Consider the following 16489-nt stretch of genomic DNA (forward strand, 5'->3'; position numbering starts at 1 on the left):
ATTCGCACCCATGTGCGATCTTATGAGTATGTATTGATCCAGTTAAGTGCTGTCTCTAGAGTGACGGCATCGTGACAGAGAAGATGCCCCACTCAGCGGCTGGCCAGATGCTGGGCTACCTCTACCAGTGCGAGTGGGCGTTGGTGGAGCTGGCGCAGCGGTGGTTCAAAGATGCAGAGGCCGCACTACGCATGGAGATGCTGGACGACATTGACCTGTTGCACGGGTCAGTGCCTGTCGAGCTTGTGCAGTCGAAGCATCATGGCGGCCAGGGAGAGATCGGCTCGACCAGCGCTGATCTGTGGCGTTCAGTCAATTCCTGGTGCGATGCCTTGGAGATCCTCGGAGATGCGCCATTGCCGCTGCTCCGTTTGGTCACCACTCAGCGGGTCGCTGCCGGGAGCCTCCTGGAGAAACTGCGGGCCGATCCGCAGACGCGCGATGTAGCCGCAGCTCTAGCAGCTCTTGAGGAGCTCGCTGGTGATGCCAAGGGTCCAAAGACGACCCGCCCTTGGCGGGAACGCTTCCTCCGGTGCACTCCAGTGGTCCGGGAAGCTCTGGTGGGCCAGATCGTCGTGGACGATCTGGCGCCTCGAGTGTCAGAGGTGGACTCTAAGCTCCGTGAAGTGATCGGCGTATGGAAAACGGATCAGGGCCAGAGCCAGGAGATCCTGGAGGAGCTGAAGGGCTGGTGGTGGGGGGTCTCCAAAGAGATGCTCGACCGCTCCAACCCTAGCCGGAGGGCAACTGTTTCCGCCGAGGAACTGCGCACGAAGATCGACTACGTGATGAGCAAATACGCGCAGACCTCGTTGCCCATCAACGACCGGCTGGAACGGCTCACCCAGGAAGAGGTAACCCGGTACCAGGACCGCGTCTTCGTTGCCCAGCTCCAGCTCCTGAAACTGGGGCGCCGGAGCATCCGATTCCATCTCGGCGAGTATCACCACGCATGGACCCATCGATCCCGCTGGCTCCACAGCCACTACGTCGCCCAGAGCGAACTCGACCAGTTCGAGGCAGATCTCCGGCGCGAATGGGAGCAGGTGTTCTCCAAACGCGCTGACGCCTTCGATGCCGGCGAGTACGGAGCCGATGCAGTCAAGGCCGGTGTGGACATTCTGGACAAGGCCATGGCTGCTGTAGAGACATTGCGGCTGCGGCCGCAGGTGGAGAAGCGGTGGGTCGCCCGCGGCACGCTTCACGCTCTGGCCGATCTGGCCACGCAGGACGACGACCCAGTGGGCTGGCATCCCGATTTCGAGAACCTGCTGTCCCGGTCGTCCGACACTGCTGACGGGGAGGAATAGCCATGTCGGCTCCCGCGCGTCAACTCCCTGAAGCTGCGGCGCTGTTCAATCCCGCCTTCGGCGCGTATGTACTGGCGCACTGCGTAGCGGCCCACATGGCCGCTGGCCCCAGTCTTCCTCTCCCCTTGCCGAGCAGCTTCCTGGTCCTTCCCCTGGTGCTCCCGCCGGACTCCCGCGCTGCTCTCCCGAGAGACGTCCGCACGCCGCTGGCCAGCTGGCTGGCCGACAATCCGATCCAGCGCGCGTCATACCCGCACCGCGCCGCATCGCTTACTGATTACACCCGTGCGTCCCAGCGGTTCGGCGTCCGACACCGCGTGTTGACGGTGCACTCCAGCGGCCTCGCAGTGACCAGACAGCCCAGGCGTCCCAACGCGAACAGTCATGGAGCGGAGCTCGTCGACTGCACACGCGCTGCGGCCCTCGTCGGCCGCTGGCTTGCAGCGACATCGCCTGCCACCGCATTCGCCCTGCTCGGGGTCCGCCCCTAGCTCTCCAAGGAAGCCACCTCAGCATGCATCTGCTCGCTCTGGCCCTGTATCACCGTGATGGCAGGCAAGCACCGCGCACCATCACCTTCAAACCCGGAGCCTTGAACATCCTCACGGGAGAGTCCGAGACCGGAAAGTCAGCAGTCCTCGACATCATCGAGTACTGCCTGGGACGGCAGCACATTTCTCTGCCAGAGGGTGTGATCACTCAGACCGTGGGCTGGTACGCCCTGCTCGTACAGATCGGCTCGACCCGACTGCTACTGGGCCGGCCCCGCCCAGCTGGAGCCTCTACCAACAAGGCCATGCTGATCATCGGCGACCACACGCTCGAGCTGCCGTCAGGCGACCGCATGAGAGCGAATGCCGACACGGACGCGCTGCGCGCAGAACTCAGCGCCCGCCTGGGCATCGACGACTTCCGCTTCGAACCTCCGGCGGGCGCCGAACGCTACGCCTTCAATGTCTCTATTGCCCAGGCCGTTTACATGTGCCTGCAAAAGCAGACCGAGATCGCCAACCAGCAGCTGCTGTTCCATCGCCAGTCCGAGCCCGGCATGGCGCAGATGATGAAGGACACGCTGCCGTACTTTCTCGGTGCGGCCGGACCGGAACAGGCCGCACGCCAACGACAGCTCGCGGAGGCCACCCGGGCCCTGCGGCGCGTCCAGCGACAGATTGATGAGAGCCAGCGCGACAACGATTCCACGAACGCCGCCCTGCACGGCCTGGCCCGCCTCGCCCAGGAGGCAGGGATGGTCCAGGCTGTGCCCGATCGCGCATCGGCAGCCGAACTGAACGTCCTGCTGCGCGAGGCGGCGGACACAGTTGCTGATCCATCAGCACCTCCGGTATTCGGCGAAGACGGGATGCAAGAACGACTGGCTGCGGAGCGACAGGCTCTGCGGGAACAACTTCACGATCTCAACGAGGCCGGTGCCCTTCTCGACTCGTGGCAGCAAGAGAGTCAGGCGTTCACCGGGGAACTCCACACTCAGCTCGGCCGCCTTACCTCCCTGCAGCTCCTCAGCCCAGACGACACAGGCGCGCCCGAGGTCTGTCCTCTGTGCAATCAGGCCTTGGAAGAGCCCGACCCCGACATCGAGCAGCTCAACGACCTCACACGCCGTCTTCAGCACGAGCTGACCGACGCAGAAGCACTACAGCCATCGCGGACCCGTCACCGCCAAGAGCTCAACGAGCAAATCACAGACGTCCGCAGGCGCCTCCAGGCCAATGCCTCAGCACTCCAGGCCCTGCAGGCCAGTAACCGCCGTCTCCAGGAGATCAATGACCAGCACGCGCGGCAGGCTCACGTGCAAGGGCGCATCCTCCAGGAACTGCAACGAACTACGTCGCAGTCGGCAGACGAATCTGGATCGCTGCGCCGCCAGGCGGCTCGCATGCGGGAGCGGATCGCAGAACTGCAGGAACTGGTCGATGCCGACGACGTGAGGGCGGAAACGGAAAGCCGCCTCAGCCGTATCGCACTGGACATGACGGACTGGGCCCGCGAGCTGGATCTCGAGCATGCAGACGAGGCTGAAGAAGTACGCATCAGCCTCTCTCTCCTCAACGTCGTCCTGCGCACTGAAACCAGTCGTATCCCCCTCACCCGCATCGGCAGCGCGAAGAACTGGATCGGCTACCACCTGGTCGCGCACCTGGCCCTGCACACCTACCTGCTCAAACACCAGCGGCCCGTCCCGCACTTCATCATGTTCGACCAGCCCACCCAGGCCTTCTTCCCCGAAGAGGTCCATGACGTGGGCGCCCTCACCGACGCCGACTGGGAAGCAGTCCGCAGCTACTTCTCCCTCATGCGAGACGTCGTCAACCGCAACGGCCAGGGACTGCAGATCATCGTCTGCGATCACGTGTACCTGCGAGACGAATGGTTTCGCGACGCCGTCATCGAGAACTGGCGCCAAGGCAAAGCCCTGATCCCCACGGACTGGATCATCGAGGCATAAACTTGCCCGTAGCGCTGGCGTTCCTCATGGGCCTTGTAGCTCAGAACTCCCGTGGCCTCATGGGGACGGCGGATTTTGCTCGTGGAGCCCGGCGAATGTGAAAGACATGGCAGCGCAGACGGCCGTTGAGGAAGACACAGCCGCCAGGGCGTCCGAGTCGGGCGAGCCGTAGCCCCGCCACACGGTCCCGGCGGCGCGTCTACGTGGTCGACGGGGCTCGCTGCTCTGGGGGCTACAGCTCGAACTCAAGGTGTTCGATATCGGTGAATCGGACTTCCTCAAGGGAGCCGGCGCGGCGGCCACTGTCCTGGAAGTAGACCTCCTTGAGTGCTTCGGCGGCGATCTGCTGGAGCTGCTGGTCGGTGGCGCCCTGCTCCTGAGCGTCGAAGAGACGGCCGGCGTACTGCGGCGGCAGCGCGACCGTCAGGTGCCTCAGCCGGTCCTCGTCCGTCGTCCCGATCGGCGCGGTGTAGCCGATCCGGGCGCGGGTGTCGATGACGATGCCGCCTGTGGTCGCCGCCTTCTCCCGCGCCTTGGCGCGGACCTGCGGCTGCCACCGCTTCTTCACTTCGGCCTCCAGTCGGGCAGCGAGGTCCGGACGGGGCTTCTTGAGCTGGTCCTTCACATACCGCTCGACCGTGCGCTGGGAGATCCGCAGCATCTGGGCGACCGCCTTGGTGCCTTTGAGCTGCTTGACCAGGTACCGCATCTGCGCACCCGCGCTCTTGGGAGCCGGGCGGGTGAACACCTTGTGCACCGCGGCCTCCAGGCCGTCCCCGAATACGCTCATCGCGCTCTACCTACTCCCCGGCGTCTTGATCGGTGACGGTGCCGTCCTTGATATACCGGGCGAGGTTGAGCTCCGGCGCGTTGAACTGCTCGCGGACACCCTCGCCCCACAGCACGCTCTGGGTGCCCTCCCACTTCACCAGGCCCGGGTTCACTCCGAGTTTGAAGCCGCCGGGCAGGGGCTTGCCGTCCCGGTAGGGCAGGAAGTCCAGCGGCGACGGCCCGTCGGACGCGTAGACGGCGCAGTCCGAGAGGACCGCGACCGGGTACTGCCCGGTGAAGGCGGCGTGCTTGACGATCTTGCGGTGCATGTTGATCCGGGTCCGGGAGATGACGGCGGCGCGGATGTCCGGGCGCCACGTCGGCCGGGCAAGGGCCCGCCACGGCTGCCCGGGCTTCCAGCCCTCCCCGCGCGGGCGCTCGCGTAGCTTGCCGATGCCGCCCTTCACCGTCGCCTTGACCGCGGACACCACGATCGCCAGTCCGGAGTCACGGCTGCGGTAGCCGTCCATCGCCTTCAGGAACTCCTCCGGCGGCAGGTCGGCGCCCACCCCGAGGTCGGCCATCGTGGCGATGTACGCGTCGCGCAGCCGGTTGTACCAGCCGTCCAGGTAGCGGCCGGCGTCGTGGCGGACGTACGCCTCGATCGGCGTCACGTCGTAGCCGAGCTCCACCGCGTACGCCACGGTCGGCGTCGCGTACCAGGCCGATCCCTCGGGCCGCTCGCCCTTCGGCGTGAACGGACTGGGCAGCAGCCCGGCGTCCAGCTCCACCCACTTGTCCTTGGCGAGCTTCACGCGGGACAGGTCGACATGGGACAGGTCGACCAGCCAGGAGCCGGGCAATTTCGGATCGAAGACGGGGTTCTTGACGTGCGTAGGCGCGCCCAGGCCGACCGTGAGGCCGTTCGCACCGGCGGCGAAGGCCATGTTCACGTCGATACCCACCAGATGGGGGCGAAGGCATTCGGCGTCGGTGAGCGGGCGCGCCCAGTCGTACGCCTCCTCCACCAGGACCTCCGCCGGAGTGCGGTGGTGGAAACGCGGCAGGTCGGCGAGCAGCGGGTGGCCGTCGGGGGCCTCGCACGGTGCGCAGTCCACCGGATCCTTCCCCAGCGAGCCGGGGTTGTGCTCGGAGTGTCGCCTGCCGTCGGCGTCAGGTTCGGAGGCGCGGGTCGGCGGGTGCAGGGCGGTCATCAGCTCCAGGCCTGTGACGGCGGTGGAGCCGCGCGGCGTCATCACGCGGGCCGCATACGTGCCCAGCAGCCGGGCCAGGTCCGCCGGTGGCAGCTGCCCCGTGTTGGCCCAGTGCCGGGTGTCGAGCGCGTCCCACGACGGGATGCACAACTGCACGCACGCCCGCTCCGAACCCTGCGCGGGGCGGTAGATCCTCGCCCACGGTCCGAAGCCGCGCTTGGTCAGCTGCCAGTTTGCGCGCGTCAACTGCTTGATGACCTTGTGGCCCTCCGGGATCCGCCCGGCCAGACGCTCCTCTTTTGTGAGCGTGACCGGCAGGCCGTAGTGCTCGCACGCGGCGTCGGTCAGCACGATCAGCGGGTCGGCGTCCTTGCCCGGCCCGGACAGCTTCGGCTGACCGAGCCGCCCCTCGCTCAGCGTCCACTCCACCAGGGCCGAAATCGACTTCGCCGGTACGTCCAGGACCAGGCCGCCGACGCAGTACGCCAGCGCCTGGCCGTCGGCGACGTCGACGACCGCGAGCGGCCCGTTCTCGAACCGCGCATCGACACCACCGGCTGGGCTGCCGACGGGGGCGGCGTTACGCGCGGGCGGCCGACGCGACGTCGGCCTGGTCGTGGCCACCGGATGCGGCACAGCGGCGGGGCGCAGCGCAGTGTCCTCGGGAACAGGCTCCGGGATCCGGTCTGTGGTTGGTTCGGTGCGGGCTTTGGCCGGTTCAGCGACCGATGGCGCAGGAACGGCCGGGACGGCAGGCGTCTCGGAAACCGCCGTGTCCTGAGAAGGCACCGGGGCGCTGGCAGGGTAGAGCTGGGCGAGCTGCTTCAGCATGCGGGCGTAGGCATCGCGCTCCGGCGGCCGCGGCTCGGTCTTACCGGCCTCCCAGCCGCTGACCGTCGCACGCCGCACCTGCAGTGCGGCGGCCACCTCATCCAGCGTCAGACCATGTGCCTGGCGCAGCCGTTTGCGTTCCGCCGGGGGCGGCAGCGTGGAGCGGGACGAGACCAGCGCGTCGACCGCGTCGAACAGCTCGGACATACAGAACCTCCTGCCCCAGACCCTAGCGTGAAGCGCATCTTTCGCGTACCAAACACGTACGGATGGCGTAAATGGCGGTTGGGGGTTCACGGTTGCTTCGGGAAGGGTGTTCTCGGGCTTGGGTTACTGCTGGCTCTTTAGCCGAGGGCCTGCGGTGGTGTCTTGGCTATGCCTGAACTGACCGGGGAGAGCGGCGTGGTGTGAGAGATCTGGGAGAGCAGACGGCCGCCGTGCACCAGCCATCGCGGTGGCAGAACGCTCGGGGGCGGGCATGGGTGAGATCGTCAAAGGGCTCGAGCGGGCGTTGCTGACCCGTCCCGTGCCTACGCGGGATGCCGCTGTGCGTTTCCTGCTCAGGGCGGAGAAGGGCTCCACGAAGAATGTGGCTGTCCTCCTGGGGATCTCCCAGCGCACGGTCCAGAGGTGGGTCACCACCCGGCCGGGAATGCGCCGCCGTCCCAGTGCCGTGCATGCGGGGTTGATCGATGAGGCTGTCAGAGCACGGTGGCAGCCCCTGGTGCGCGCCCGCCAGCGGGCCCGGGCCGAGGCCGACGGGTTTGTCTTCCACACCAGGGCGCGGTTCGGATTCGCCGCTCCGGCAGGCTCATCGGACGATCCGCGGGTACGGCTGATCACTCAGTACCTGTCGGGAGAAGTGGCCCGCGAGCTGTTCGCCGCCCGGGATGCCGGCGGGGGCGAGCAGCAGCAGTTGGTGATCCTCGCCCGGGCTTTGGGGCATGCCTATTTCCGGGACGGAGGCCGACGTGCTCACGGTCTCGGGATCGCTTTCACCGACGTGGAGTTCGCCGATTTCTCCATCGACTGACGTGCGCCTGGGGCCGGGTTCAGGACGAGGGCGGGATCTGGTGCCGCGTCAGCATCGCGTCGTAGCACTGTGCCTCCTTGCGTTCGCGCCAATCCCACTGGATACGGCCGGTGCGCGGGCCGGCGGACGGCTGGGGCGGGCGGAGCCTGGCCGCCTCCGCTACGCGCAGCAGATGCGTGCGGTCGTGAAGGCCAGCCAGCAGATGCTGGTCCTGGCCAGGAGCGAGCCGAGCGAAGCAGACGGCGGCCTTCAGGAAGACGCGCGCCCACCGCGGCACGCGGTAGGTGGCGCAGCCATCGGTGTAGCGGGTGCGGTCGTGCAGGGCCAAGGTGGCCGCGGCGTCGTCGTAGTCGCCGGGGCGGGCGGTGGCGAGCTGCTGGAAAGAGGCGCCGGTGAAAAGCGCGGCAGCAAGGGCTGCGGCCAGACGGGGGTGGGCGGTCACGGTAGCCAGGCGCCGGGCGATTTCCCGGGCTGTCTGCTCGGTGAGCGATGCGGGTGGCGGGCGGTGCCGGAAAGTGATCGCCGGCGGCGTGCACGGGGCGGTACAGGGGATGGGGCTGTCGTAGGAGACGAGGCGGTCCAGCACGGGCAGGGTGAGCCACCGGTCTGCCGGCCGGGCGGACTCGTCAACAGACTGGGGTACGGGTGCGGTCGTGCCGTAGTAGTGGCGGCGGGCGGCCTGGAAGTCGGCGGTGACGCAGTAGTCGGCCGTCTGCAGCGCCTGGTGCAGGGCGGCGGGCAGATGGGGGCGGTGGCAGACCAGCGTCAGGTGGATGCCGGTGAGGGCGCGCAACTGCAGGAGGCGCATCGTGCGGCGGGCGGTGAGGCGGTGGGCGCGCAGGACGGTCAGCCGGGTGACGGGCAGGGCCCTGATCCAGGCGGTGGCGGCTTCCCAGGCGGGCTGACGGCCGGCGGGGAAACGCCCCGGGAGCAGGGGCGGTTTGCCCAGAGCGGCGAGAAGGTCGTGGGGCCGGTCTCGCTGGTGGTGCCCGGGCCGGGGTGCAGGGTGATCCGGCCGGACGGCAAGTGGTGGGCGGCCAGGGCGGTGTGCGTGTGAACCGCGTCGTCGCCCGGGTCGATGACCACGGCGACGGACGGTGGCACGGCGAGCGGCATGGCGGCGTGGTGGTCAGGCGAGGCGGCTGAAGGCCCAGCGCAGCAGCTCCTGATCGACACGGGAGCGGCCGGTGCGGGTCAGGGCCGTGCGGGTGTGGGCGGTCAACTGGGCCCAAGCGCGAAAGTTGCCGTGCGCGGCGTGCTGGTCGGCGAAGGCCATGTCGTCGGGGTCGGCGTCGGCCCAGACCGGGTGGAACAGCGGAATCACCTCAAGGACCTCGGCGGGGGTGAGGCGGGTGAAGTGCTGCCAGATGAAGATGCGGGAGGACAGCATCGGTTCGCGGCGCAGCACGGTGTGGCAGCCCTCCCCGCCGACGAAGATGATCGCGAGCTGGGTTGAGGGTTCGTCCCACAGGTAGCGGAAGTATTCGAACGCCTCCCCGTTGAGCCATTGGGCTTCGTCCACCAGGAAGGTGCGGGGGCGTTCGGCCAGGGCCGTCTTCAGCAGGCGGTCGAATTCGCTGGGGTGGCGCGGCGGTTCGCCGGCCAGGTCGAGCGCGGTGAACAGTTCGTAGCGTACCGCGCGGGCGGTGGGCCGGGCCCGGAAGGTGATCTTGCGGACGTCCTCGCCGGGTTCGAGTTCGCGCAGGCAGGTGTTGACGGCGAGGGTCTTGCCGAAGCCGGCGCCGCCGTGGATGCACATCATGGCGCGGGCGGCGACGGTGTCGGTGATGTTCTCCCGGGCAGTGAGCAGGGCCCGGGTGGTGACCACGGAGGCGTCGGGCAGGTCGACGTACTGGTAGGTGGCCGCGGTCACGAGGCATCTCCGTCTTCAGTGGTCTGTTCAGCCGGTCCGGGCGGGCGCCCGGGGGCAGGTTCGGACGGAACGGGAGGAGGCCGGCCGGGCGCGGTCCGGGTGACGAGGGAAGGCGGGGTACGCCAGTCGGCCGGGGGCGCAGCGGGCGGGATGAGGTCCGGCATCGCCAGATCCGACAGGGCGGTGCCGGCGGACTGGGCGAGTTCGGCCTCGGCCTGCGCGGTGGTCAGCACGCCGAGCCGCCGGGGCGCCTCGGGCTGGTTCACGGCGGCGTAGCGCTCGCGCTGGGAAGCCTCCAGGTCCTTCTTCAGACGGCTGGAGCGAGCGGCCCGCGCTCTTCGTACGGCGCTGACCTGTTCCTCGGTGGCCTGATCGGCCAGGTCCGCAGACCCCAGGTAACGGCCGGTGGCCGCGTGGTAGACCTCGATCCGGTGATCGTGGTGGGGCATGAAACGGACCCGGACCTGAATCCCGGCCTGGCCGGTCATCCACGCGCTCACGTAGTCGCGTTTCCTGAAGCGGACTCCGCGGGTGGTCAGCGTGCGAGTGCCGGCGTCCTCCAGGGTGAACGTCCACAGATCTGCCGCGGGCACGTCCCGCAGCGGGGTGGGATCGTCCTGCCACGCCTCGAGCGGAGTCTTTCCCCGCAAGGGCGCGGGGTGATGCTCGGTGTTCCACCACGAAGTCCAGGCCAGCAGCCGGCCGGTGAAGTCCTCGAAGCCGAGCAGCACTTCGTCCTTCGGGCGGGAGCCCCGTTTGCCGGGACGCGGCTGGCGGGCGTAGCCGGGCAGCGCGGCCAGGAACATGCTCTCCACCGCCCGGTTGAGGCCCTCCACGGTGCCCTTGAGGTGGGGGGTGTAGGCGGGCAGGTCCTCCACCGTCACGTCCAGAAGATCGAACGCAGCGGTCACCGTCCTGGACAGGAAGTCCTTGCCACGGTCCACCCGTACTTTCTCCGGCAGGCCGCCGAACGGGCCGTAGGGGTCCTCGCGCAGGACCGCGGAGCGCAGTGCGGACAGCACCGACTCCCGCGACGGATGCACCGGCGTGACGGCGACGCCGGTGATCGCGTTCGTCGCACAGTCGGTGAACCAGGTGATCCACGGCCTGCGAGCCTTGCCGTCGACATCGACCAACACCGGGGCCTGCATGTGGTCGCTCTCCCATGCCTGGTTGCGCCAACCCCGCGGCCGGGCCAGGAACACATCGTGCTTGCGCGCCGCCCGCTCGCCTTTCGCAAGTCCGGCCCGCTCCCCCGGCGTCAGGTCCCGCTGGATCGCACGGTGCAGCGTCGGAATCGACGGAGGCGGCTCTCCCTCACCCCTGACCGCGCGAGCGGCCAGCTCACGATGGACCGCCGCGACGTTGCCCTTCCACAAGGCCAGCAGGCGGCGCACCTCCGAGGTGACGGTGAAACGGTCCCTGCTCTGGGCCCGTGCCCCAGGCTCCGCGGCCGCGGACTCGTCACGCTCGGCAGCGGCCAGCCACCGCCACACCGTGCGCTCCGTCACCTCCAACGACTCCGCCATCAGCCTTACATGACGGGAGGTCAATTTCTGTTCCTGCCGCAGGGCGAGCAGTCGGCGCACGGCAGGACCGCGCAGCGCCGACAGGGAGGAAGAAGGCAGACCTCCCCGCCCGTCCACGTGCACGCCGGAGCGGGAAGCGCCCCCTCCCCCCGGCCCCACGGCGCCGGTCACAGCGGCCCCATCAGCCGTGCACAGGCCCGCTCCAGCATCCGGCGGTCCACTACCGCACGGCTCTTGCCGTAGATCTCGGCAGTCAGGTGCGAGGTGAGCTTCGCCCAGGTCCGGAAATTGCCGTGGCCCACATGCTCATCCACCCACACGACATCGTCCTCGGCCACCTCCTCCCACAACGAGTGGAAGGCCGCCATCGCCGCGGCCACCTCACCCGGACGAAGACGAGGCACCAACTCCCAGGTCAGCACCCGAGAGGCCAGCGCAGGCACCCGGCGCAGCGCCCGTTCACTGCCCGCACCCGCCAGCACGAGCGCCGTGTCCGTGTCCGGGTGGTCCCACAACCCGCGCAGAAACTCCAACGCCGGCCCCGGAAGGCGCTGCGCCTCATCCAGTACCAGCACACGGGGCTGTCTCAGCGCGTTCACCAGCATCAAGTCGGCCTCCCCCGCCCCCCGCGGCAGACGCCTGCCCAGCTCGAGAGCGTCCGCGAGTACCCGGCGCAGTTCGGGAACCGTCGGGTGCACACCGACGTGGACCCGACGGACCCTGGCCGGGTGCGGCAACTGGGACAGGGCGTACTGCAACGCGACGGTCTTGCCCTGACCGGCGTCGCCGTACAAACACACCACCGCCCCGACCGCGGCCGCGTGCGCGACCGTCCGCAGCACCGACCGCACAGCAGGCGTGTGCACCACCTGGGCACCCGGCACCAGCACCGGGACCTGCGCCAGATGCTTTTGCTCCCGCAGAAACACCTGCCCACCGCCACCCGTCTCGGCCACCACGTCCAGGCCCAGCTCGCTGAGGGGATCCGGCCGGCGCGACCCGGCAACCTCAGGCTCCCGCCCGGTCAGCAAAGCCCGCCCCGCCCGACGGTCCCTGCGGATCACCCGGCTCAACGTCGACATCGACGGAATGGGCACCTCACCGCCGGCAGCCACCAGCCGGCGCCTCAGCTCCGAGACATTGCCCCCCGCCTCACCCAACAGCTCCCACACCTCGTCCGACACCGCGTACCCCTGCCGGACCGGCGCCTCCACCCGCCCTGTCGCCTTCGCCTGCTCCAGCCAGCGCCACACCGTACGCTCCGAAGCACCCACCACCTCAGCGACCGCACGCACATGCCGCGTCGACAACTCCCCCGCCTGCTGCCGCTCCAGCAAACGACGCACCACCAACGCCCTCGGCAGCCCAGCCCCCCGGCCCGCTCCTACACCCTGATCCACCCCACGATCACACCGGTCCCACCCACCGCATCGCATCAGAACTCACGAAACTGAGACAGCGTCAGCCGCCATGGGATAAAGCCCCACGACAGCAACACCCACCCCCAACCTCTCACCCCATGACAGTGCCGGTCCCGCCCCAACACCCCACTGACCAGCGCCGACACAGCACACCACCAGACCAGCACCACCGACTCTCACCATTACTGACCCCAAACCGAGAGATCGCATACGGCGCCTCGGACACCGGCAAGTCCTTCGTCACCGAGTCGATCGACTACATGCTCGGCGCCCGCAAGCTGAACCTCATCCCCGAGGCCGAGGGCTACTCGCAGATCCTGCTGGGCATCGCCTTGCCCGACGCATCGGTCATCACCCTGATGCGAGCGCCCCAGTCCGGGCGGGTCAGCGTCTTCGAGGACGACATCCGCGACCTCGTCTACCGGTCGCCGGACCTGGTGCTCTCGGCCCAGCACAGCCCCCGGACCACCAAGAACCTCTCCCGCTATCTGATGGAGCGCATCGGGCTCGACGGCTCGCTGCTGGCCACCAACGACTCCGGGGGCACCAAACTCGCCGGCTTCCGGGACCTTCTGCACCTGTGCCTGATCAGCGAGACCCGCATGGTCTCGAAGGTCTCCCCCGTCCTGCGCACCTCGGGCACCAGCGGCCAGACCGCGCACAAGTCGGCCCTCAAGCTCCTGCTCACCGGGGCGGGCGAGCAGCCCTCGCCCAGCCGCCTCAACCAGGGACAGCGGCGCGTCCACAAAGACAAGATCAGCCTGCTGGACGATCTGATCCTCGGACTGCAGCGCCAACTGGCCTCACGCGAGGCCAACCAGAGTCAGCTGCAGCAACAGCTGCGGCGGCTGCTGGAACATCAAGACACCCGCGCCGAGTCGCTGCGGGACGTCACCCGCCGCCACGCGCAGGCGGCCTCCGACCGCGCGACCCTGTCCGTGGCGCTGGCCCGCTACGCGCAGCGCCTGGCAGAGACCGATGACCTGCTGGGCCGGTTCGAGCTGCTGCGCGCCCAGTACGAGTCCGACCTGGCCCGCCTGGGCATGGTCAGCGAGGCCGGCAGCCTGCTCGGCTACTTCCGCAGCGGCCCGTGCGTGTTCTGCGGCGCAGAGCCCCACCACCAGCAAGCCGGTCACGACGCCATGGAAACCACCGCCCTGCACCAGGCCGTCACCGCGGAAAGCACCAAGACCCGCACGCTCCTGGCCGACCTGCTGCTCACCATCGACGACCTGCGCTCGCAGCGCGAGCACGTGGCCGAGGACCAGGCCGTGCAAGCCGCCTTGGCCGAGCAGGCGGACGCCGAGATCACCCGCATCGAACGCGAGGAACTGAGCCCCCTGCAGGACGAGGTGGCCGAGGTGATGGCCACCCGCTCCCGCCTGGAGAACGAACTCGGCCTGCACGCACGGATCGAGGAGCTGGAAGACGTCAGAGCGCAACTGGTCTCCGAGGAGGCCCAGCCGGGCGGGCAGCCCAGCCGCGGCATCCCGCCCGCCACGCTGACCGGCTTCGACCGCACCATCGAGCGGACGCTGGATGCCTGGCGGGTACGGCGGGAGGAGGAGGTGACCTACGACCAGTACACGGCGGAGCTGTATGTGGGCGACCGGTCCCGTTCCGGCCACGGCAAGGGCATGCGCGCCGTCCTGCACGCCGCCTTCACCACCGCCCTGGCCGACTACTGCCTGGAGCAACGGCGCAGCCATCCCGGCTTCGTCGTGCTGGACTCCTCCCTGGTCACCTTCCGGGAACCCGGGGTGCGGGAGGCGGATCTGCGCCAGAGCGTGCCCCAGCACTTCTACCGGCACCTGCTCAACGCCTTCCGCGGCCAGGCCATCGTCGTGGAGAACACGGACCCGCCCTCGGACATCCTCGATCAGGGGCAGGTGTACATGTTCAGCCGCGAGGCCCACGGCCAGCGCTTCGGATTCTTCTCGCTCACGTCTTCGTCCGCCTCGGCACAGTAAAAGGGGTAGAGCGGCGGTGGCTGCTTCCTCGTCCGCCCGGCCGGCCAAGGCGGTTGCCCGGAGCAGCCCTTCCCATCGGGTAAGTGCTGTTAGTGTGCCCGGAGTTGGGTGTTGGGATCTCTGTGACTGCTGTGTCCGGGCTCGCACTCGGGGCTGCTGCGGCACATGCCCTGCGCTCTGCGTCTTGTGCCTCGTCCGGCCTGCGTGGAGGCGACATGACGGCAAGTACGCCGAGTCCTCTCAGCGGCAAGGTTCCCGCAGCCGTGGCGGACCGGGTGCTCTTACAGGTCGGTCATCGGCGCGCGGCTCGCTACCGTGGCCGGGTCGACGCGTCCTCAAGCGGCCTGGTACTGACCGGGAACGGGGCGCTGGCCAAGGCCGGGCAGCTGCGGGAGGAGGGCTTCGATGCCGCGCTGCTGGTCGACGAGGGGTGTTATCGCGTCGCTGCTGCCAGCGAGGAGGCGCCCTTCCCGGTCCTGGACAATGAGCCTGCGCCGCTGTTCGGGGCTCCGCTGGAGCATCTGATGCTGGCGCACCTCGCGTTCGCCGACCTCGCCTTGACGCCGACCGGATATCTGCACGCCGGGGCGATCGGCGCGCTGGAGGCGGCAGCGGCGCGGGTGACGCGCCTTGGCGACCCGCGGGTGGTGTTCACCGTGCCCATCGACGCGAGCTGGCTGCATCCGGGGCAGGTGGAGTATCTCGCCGAGGTGCTGCACCGGGTTCCGAGATCGAAGGCGGTCCTGGTGGGCGGCCGGCCGGATGCGCGCGGCGCTGCCGGAGGGCTGGTACGGCTGCTGGAACTGGTACCGGGCATAGGAGTACTGCGCGCGGGCCTTGGCGCCTTCGGGGGTCTGGCGTGGGGTGCGGGCTTCACCGCGTTCGGCGGCGACGCCAGCATGCGCCACACCGTGCCACCGGCGCCTGCGCAAACGGCTTCGGGAGGCGGCCCGGGCAGCCCGGCCGTCCTGTTCCCGGAGCTGATGGACTTCTTCCTCGGGCTCACCCTGGCCAAGCGGTTCGACGGCGAGGCCCCGGCCTGCTCGTGCGAGGAGTGCCAGGGCGAGCGCTTGGACCGGTTCACCAGCATGGCGCAGCAAGTTCCCGCCGCGGGGCACAACGCGTCCTCGCTGATGGTGTGGGTGCGGCGATTGCGGGCGGTCGACGCGGCCGACCGTGCGGCGTGGTGGCGGCAGCAGTGCCGGGAGGCGCTGGACAGCGTGGCGGTGTGGAATGCCCGGATCCAGCAGCTGTCGGGGTTCACCGTCTCTTCGGACCTGTCCGCGTGGGCCGAGCTGCCCGCGCGCCGGACGGCGGCGCGGCACGCCGGTTGACCGGGCGTCAGGGCAGGCGGGCGTGGAGCTGTTCGGTGAAGTGCCAGGCGACGGGGGTATGACGGCGGGGCCGGTAGGGCTCGGGCGCCAGCGTCCAGGCAAGGCCCTCGGCGGTCGGCTCGAGGATGCCGATGCCCAGGTAGGCGGCTCGCATCAGCAGCTCGTCGCGGGCGTGGGCGGGCGGGTCGACGAGCAGGGCGCGGCGGGCGAACGGCTTGAAGCGGCTGGCGCGGGCCAGGCCTCCTTCCCAGTGGGTGCTGCGGGTGCGGACGATGACGAGGTCCACGGTCAGCGGGCGTACCGCTCGCCGGCAGACGTGGTCGCCGGTGAGGGTCACGGCGCCCTGGGGCAGTGCGCGGATCTGCTCGCGCAGCCGGGTGGGAAGTGAGTCCAGCCGGACGGGGAGGTCGGCGGGGAGGTCGAGGAGGACCGTGAGGTCTGCGATGCCGAGTTCGGCTGCCCCTTGGGCGCGGCGGCGCTCGCATTCGAGGTGATCGCGCCGGTAGAAGACGAGGGTGTTGCGGCTGCCCTCGATGGTCGTCTCGGCCATCTGCGCGCCCTGGCCGACCAGGGGGGCCGAGGCGTGCTGGACGAAGGCCCGTGCTCGTGCTGTCGGCGCCGCCATGCCGGCCCCTTTCGACTCTGCTTGCCGTGGTTGCTGACCGGTGCGGGCTAGGGCCTGTTCTGAGTTGAGATCACGGGAGGGCTGGCAGGCTGCGTAGCCAGAGGATGGAGCCGC

The 16489-nt window shown here is 69.1% G+C and carries 13 protein-coding genes; 6 read left to right on the plus strand and 7 right to left on the minus strand.

Annotation, left to right across the window (positions count from 1 at the left end):
- The first annotated feature begins 71 nt into the window (after nucleotides 1-71).
- Genes F3T56_RS41545 through F3T56_RS41555 form a run of 3 tightly spaced genes read left to right on the plus strand, consistent with a single transcriptional unit; the run spans nucleotide 72 to nucleotide 3774 of the window.
- Nucleotides 72-1310: an ABC-three component system protein gene (locus F3T56_RS41545; RefSeq protein ID WP_246204396.1), complete on the plus strand. Its 1239-nt coding sequence runs from the start codon at nucleotides 72-74 to the stop codon at nucleotides 1308-1310.
- Nucleotides 1311-1312: 2 nt separating this feature from the next.
- A complete protein-coding gene (locus tag F3T56_RS48880; protein ID WP_149830658.1) occupies nucleotides 1313-1801 on the plus strand; it encodes a three component ABC system middle component in 489 nt (162 codons plus the stop codon).
- Nucleotides 1802-1824: 23 nt separating this feature from the next.
- Nucleotides 1825-3774, plus strand: a complete 1950-nt coding sequence (locus F3T56_RS41555) for a DUF3732 domain-containing protein (RefSeq protein WP_246204398.1) — start codon at nucleotides 1825-1827, stop codon at nucleotides 3772-3774.
- A 232-nt stretch (nucleotides 3775-4006) separates the two neighbouring features.
- Here the strand turns inward: F3T56_RS41555 and tpg (F3T56_RS41560) are convergent, their stop codons facing one another.
- Nucleotides 4007-4564 (minus strand): telomere-protecting terminal protein Tpg, encoded by a 558-nt coding sequence (gene tpg / locus F3T56_RS41560; RefSeq protein ID WP_149830661.1) that lies wholly within the window; start codon nucleotides 4562-4564, stop codon nucleotides 4007-4009.
- A 10-nt stretch (nucleotides 4565-4574) separates the two neighbouring features.
- Nucleotides 4575-6797, minus strand: a complete 2223-nt coding sequence (tap, locus tag F3T56_RS41565; protein ID WP_149830663.1) for a telomere-associated protein Tap — start codon at nucleotides 6795-6797, stop codon at nucleotides 4575-4577.
- A 271-nt stretch (nucleotides 6798-7068) separates the two neighbouring features.
- Here tap and tpg (F3T56_RS41570) point away from each other — a divergent pair, with 271 nt between their 5' ends.
- Complete coding sequence (gene tpg, locus F3T56_RS41570; RefSeq protein ID WP_149830665.1) at nucleotides 7069-7623, plus strand: telomere-protecting terminal protein Tpg; 555 nt, start codon at nucleotides 7069-7071, stop codon at nucleotides 7621-7623.
- Nucleotides 7624-7642: 19 nt separating this feature from the next.
- On the opposite strand, the gene F3T56_RS41575 is transcribed toward tpg (F3T56_RS41570), so the two are convergent.
- The 4 genes from F3T56_RS41575 to F3T56_RS41590 all read right to left on the minus strand — a co-directional run bounded on the left by F3T56_RS41575 (nucleotide 7643) and on the right by F3T56_RS41590 (nucleotide 12362).
- Nucleotides 7643-8431, minus strand: a complete 789-nt coding sequence (locus F3T56_RS41575) for a hypothetical protein (RefSeq protein ID WP_246204400.1) — start codon at nucleotides 8429-8431, stop codon at nucleotides 7643-7645.
- 321 nt (nucleotides 8432-8752) lie between these two features.
- Nucleotides 8753-9496 (minus strand): AAA family ATPase, encoded by a 744-nt coding sequence (locus tag F3T56_RS41580; RefSeq protein WP_172639397.1) that lies wholly within the window; start codon nucleotides 9494-9496, stop codon nucleotides 8753-8755.
- On the minus strand, nucleotides 9493-11085 hold the full coding sequence (locus F3T56_RS41585) for a Mu transposase C-terminal domain-containing protein (RefSeq protein ID WP_149830684.1): 1593 nt from the start codon (nucleotides 11083-11085) through the stop codon (nucleotides 9493-9495). The genes F3T56_RS41580 and F3T56_RS41585 overlap by 4 nt, the downstream gene beginning before the upstream one ends.
- Before the next feature lie 107 nt (nucleotides 11086-11192).
- A complete protein-coding gene (locus F3T56_RS41590; protein ID WP_149830667.1) occupies nucleotides 11193-12362 on the minus strand; it encodes an AAA family ATPase in 1170 nt (389 codons plus the stop codon).
- 182 nt (nucleotides 12363-12544) lie between these two features.
- Between F3T56_RS41590 and F3T56_RS41595 the strand changes: the two genes are divergently transcribed.
- Entirely contained in the window at nucleotides 12545-14416 is a 1872-nt protein-coding gene (locus tag F3T56_RS41595) for a coiled-coil domain-containing protein (protein WP_246204408.1), read from the plus strand.
- A 263-nt stretch (nucleotides 14417-14679) separates the two neighbouring features.
- Nucleotides 14680-15750, plus strand: coding sequence for a hypothetical protein (locus tag F3T56_RS41600; RefSeq protein ID WP_149830669.1), 1071 nt, complete (start codon nucleotides 14680-14682; stop codon nucleotides 15748-15750).
- 7 nt (nucleotides 15751-15757) lie between these two features.
- On the opposite strand, the gene F3T56_RS41605 is transcribed toward F3T56_RS41600, so the two are convergent.
- Entirely contained in the window at nucleotides 15758-16375 is a 618-nt protein-coding gene (locus F3T56_RS41605; RefSeq protein WP_149830671.1) for a hypothetical protein, read from the minus strand.
- Nucleotides 16376-16489 lie beyond the last annotated feature (114 nt).

This window comes from Streptomyces tailanensis (assembly GCF_008386495.1).
GTDB classification, from domain to species: Bacteria; Actinomycetota; Actinomycetes; order Streptomycetales; family Streptomycetaceae; genus Streptomyces; species Streptomyces tailanensis.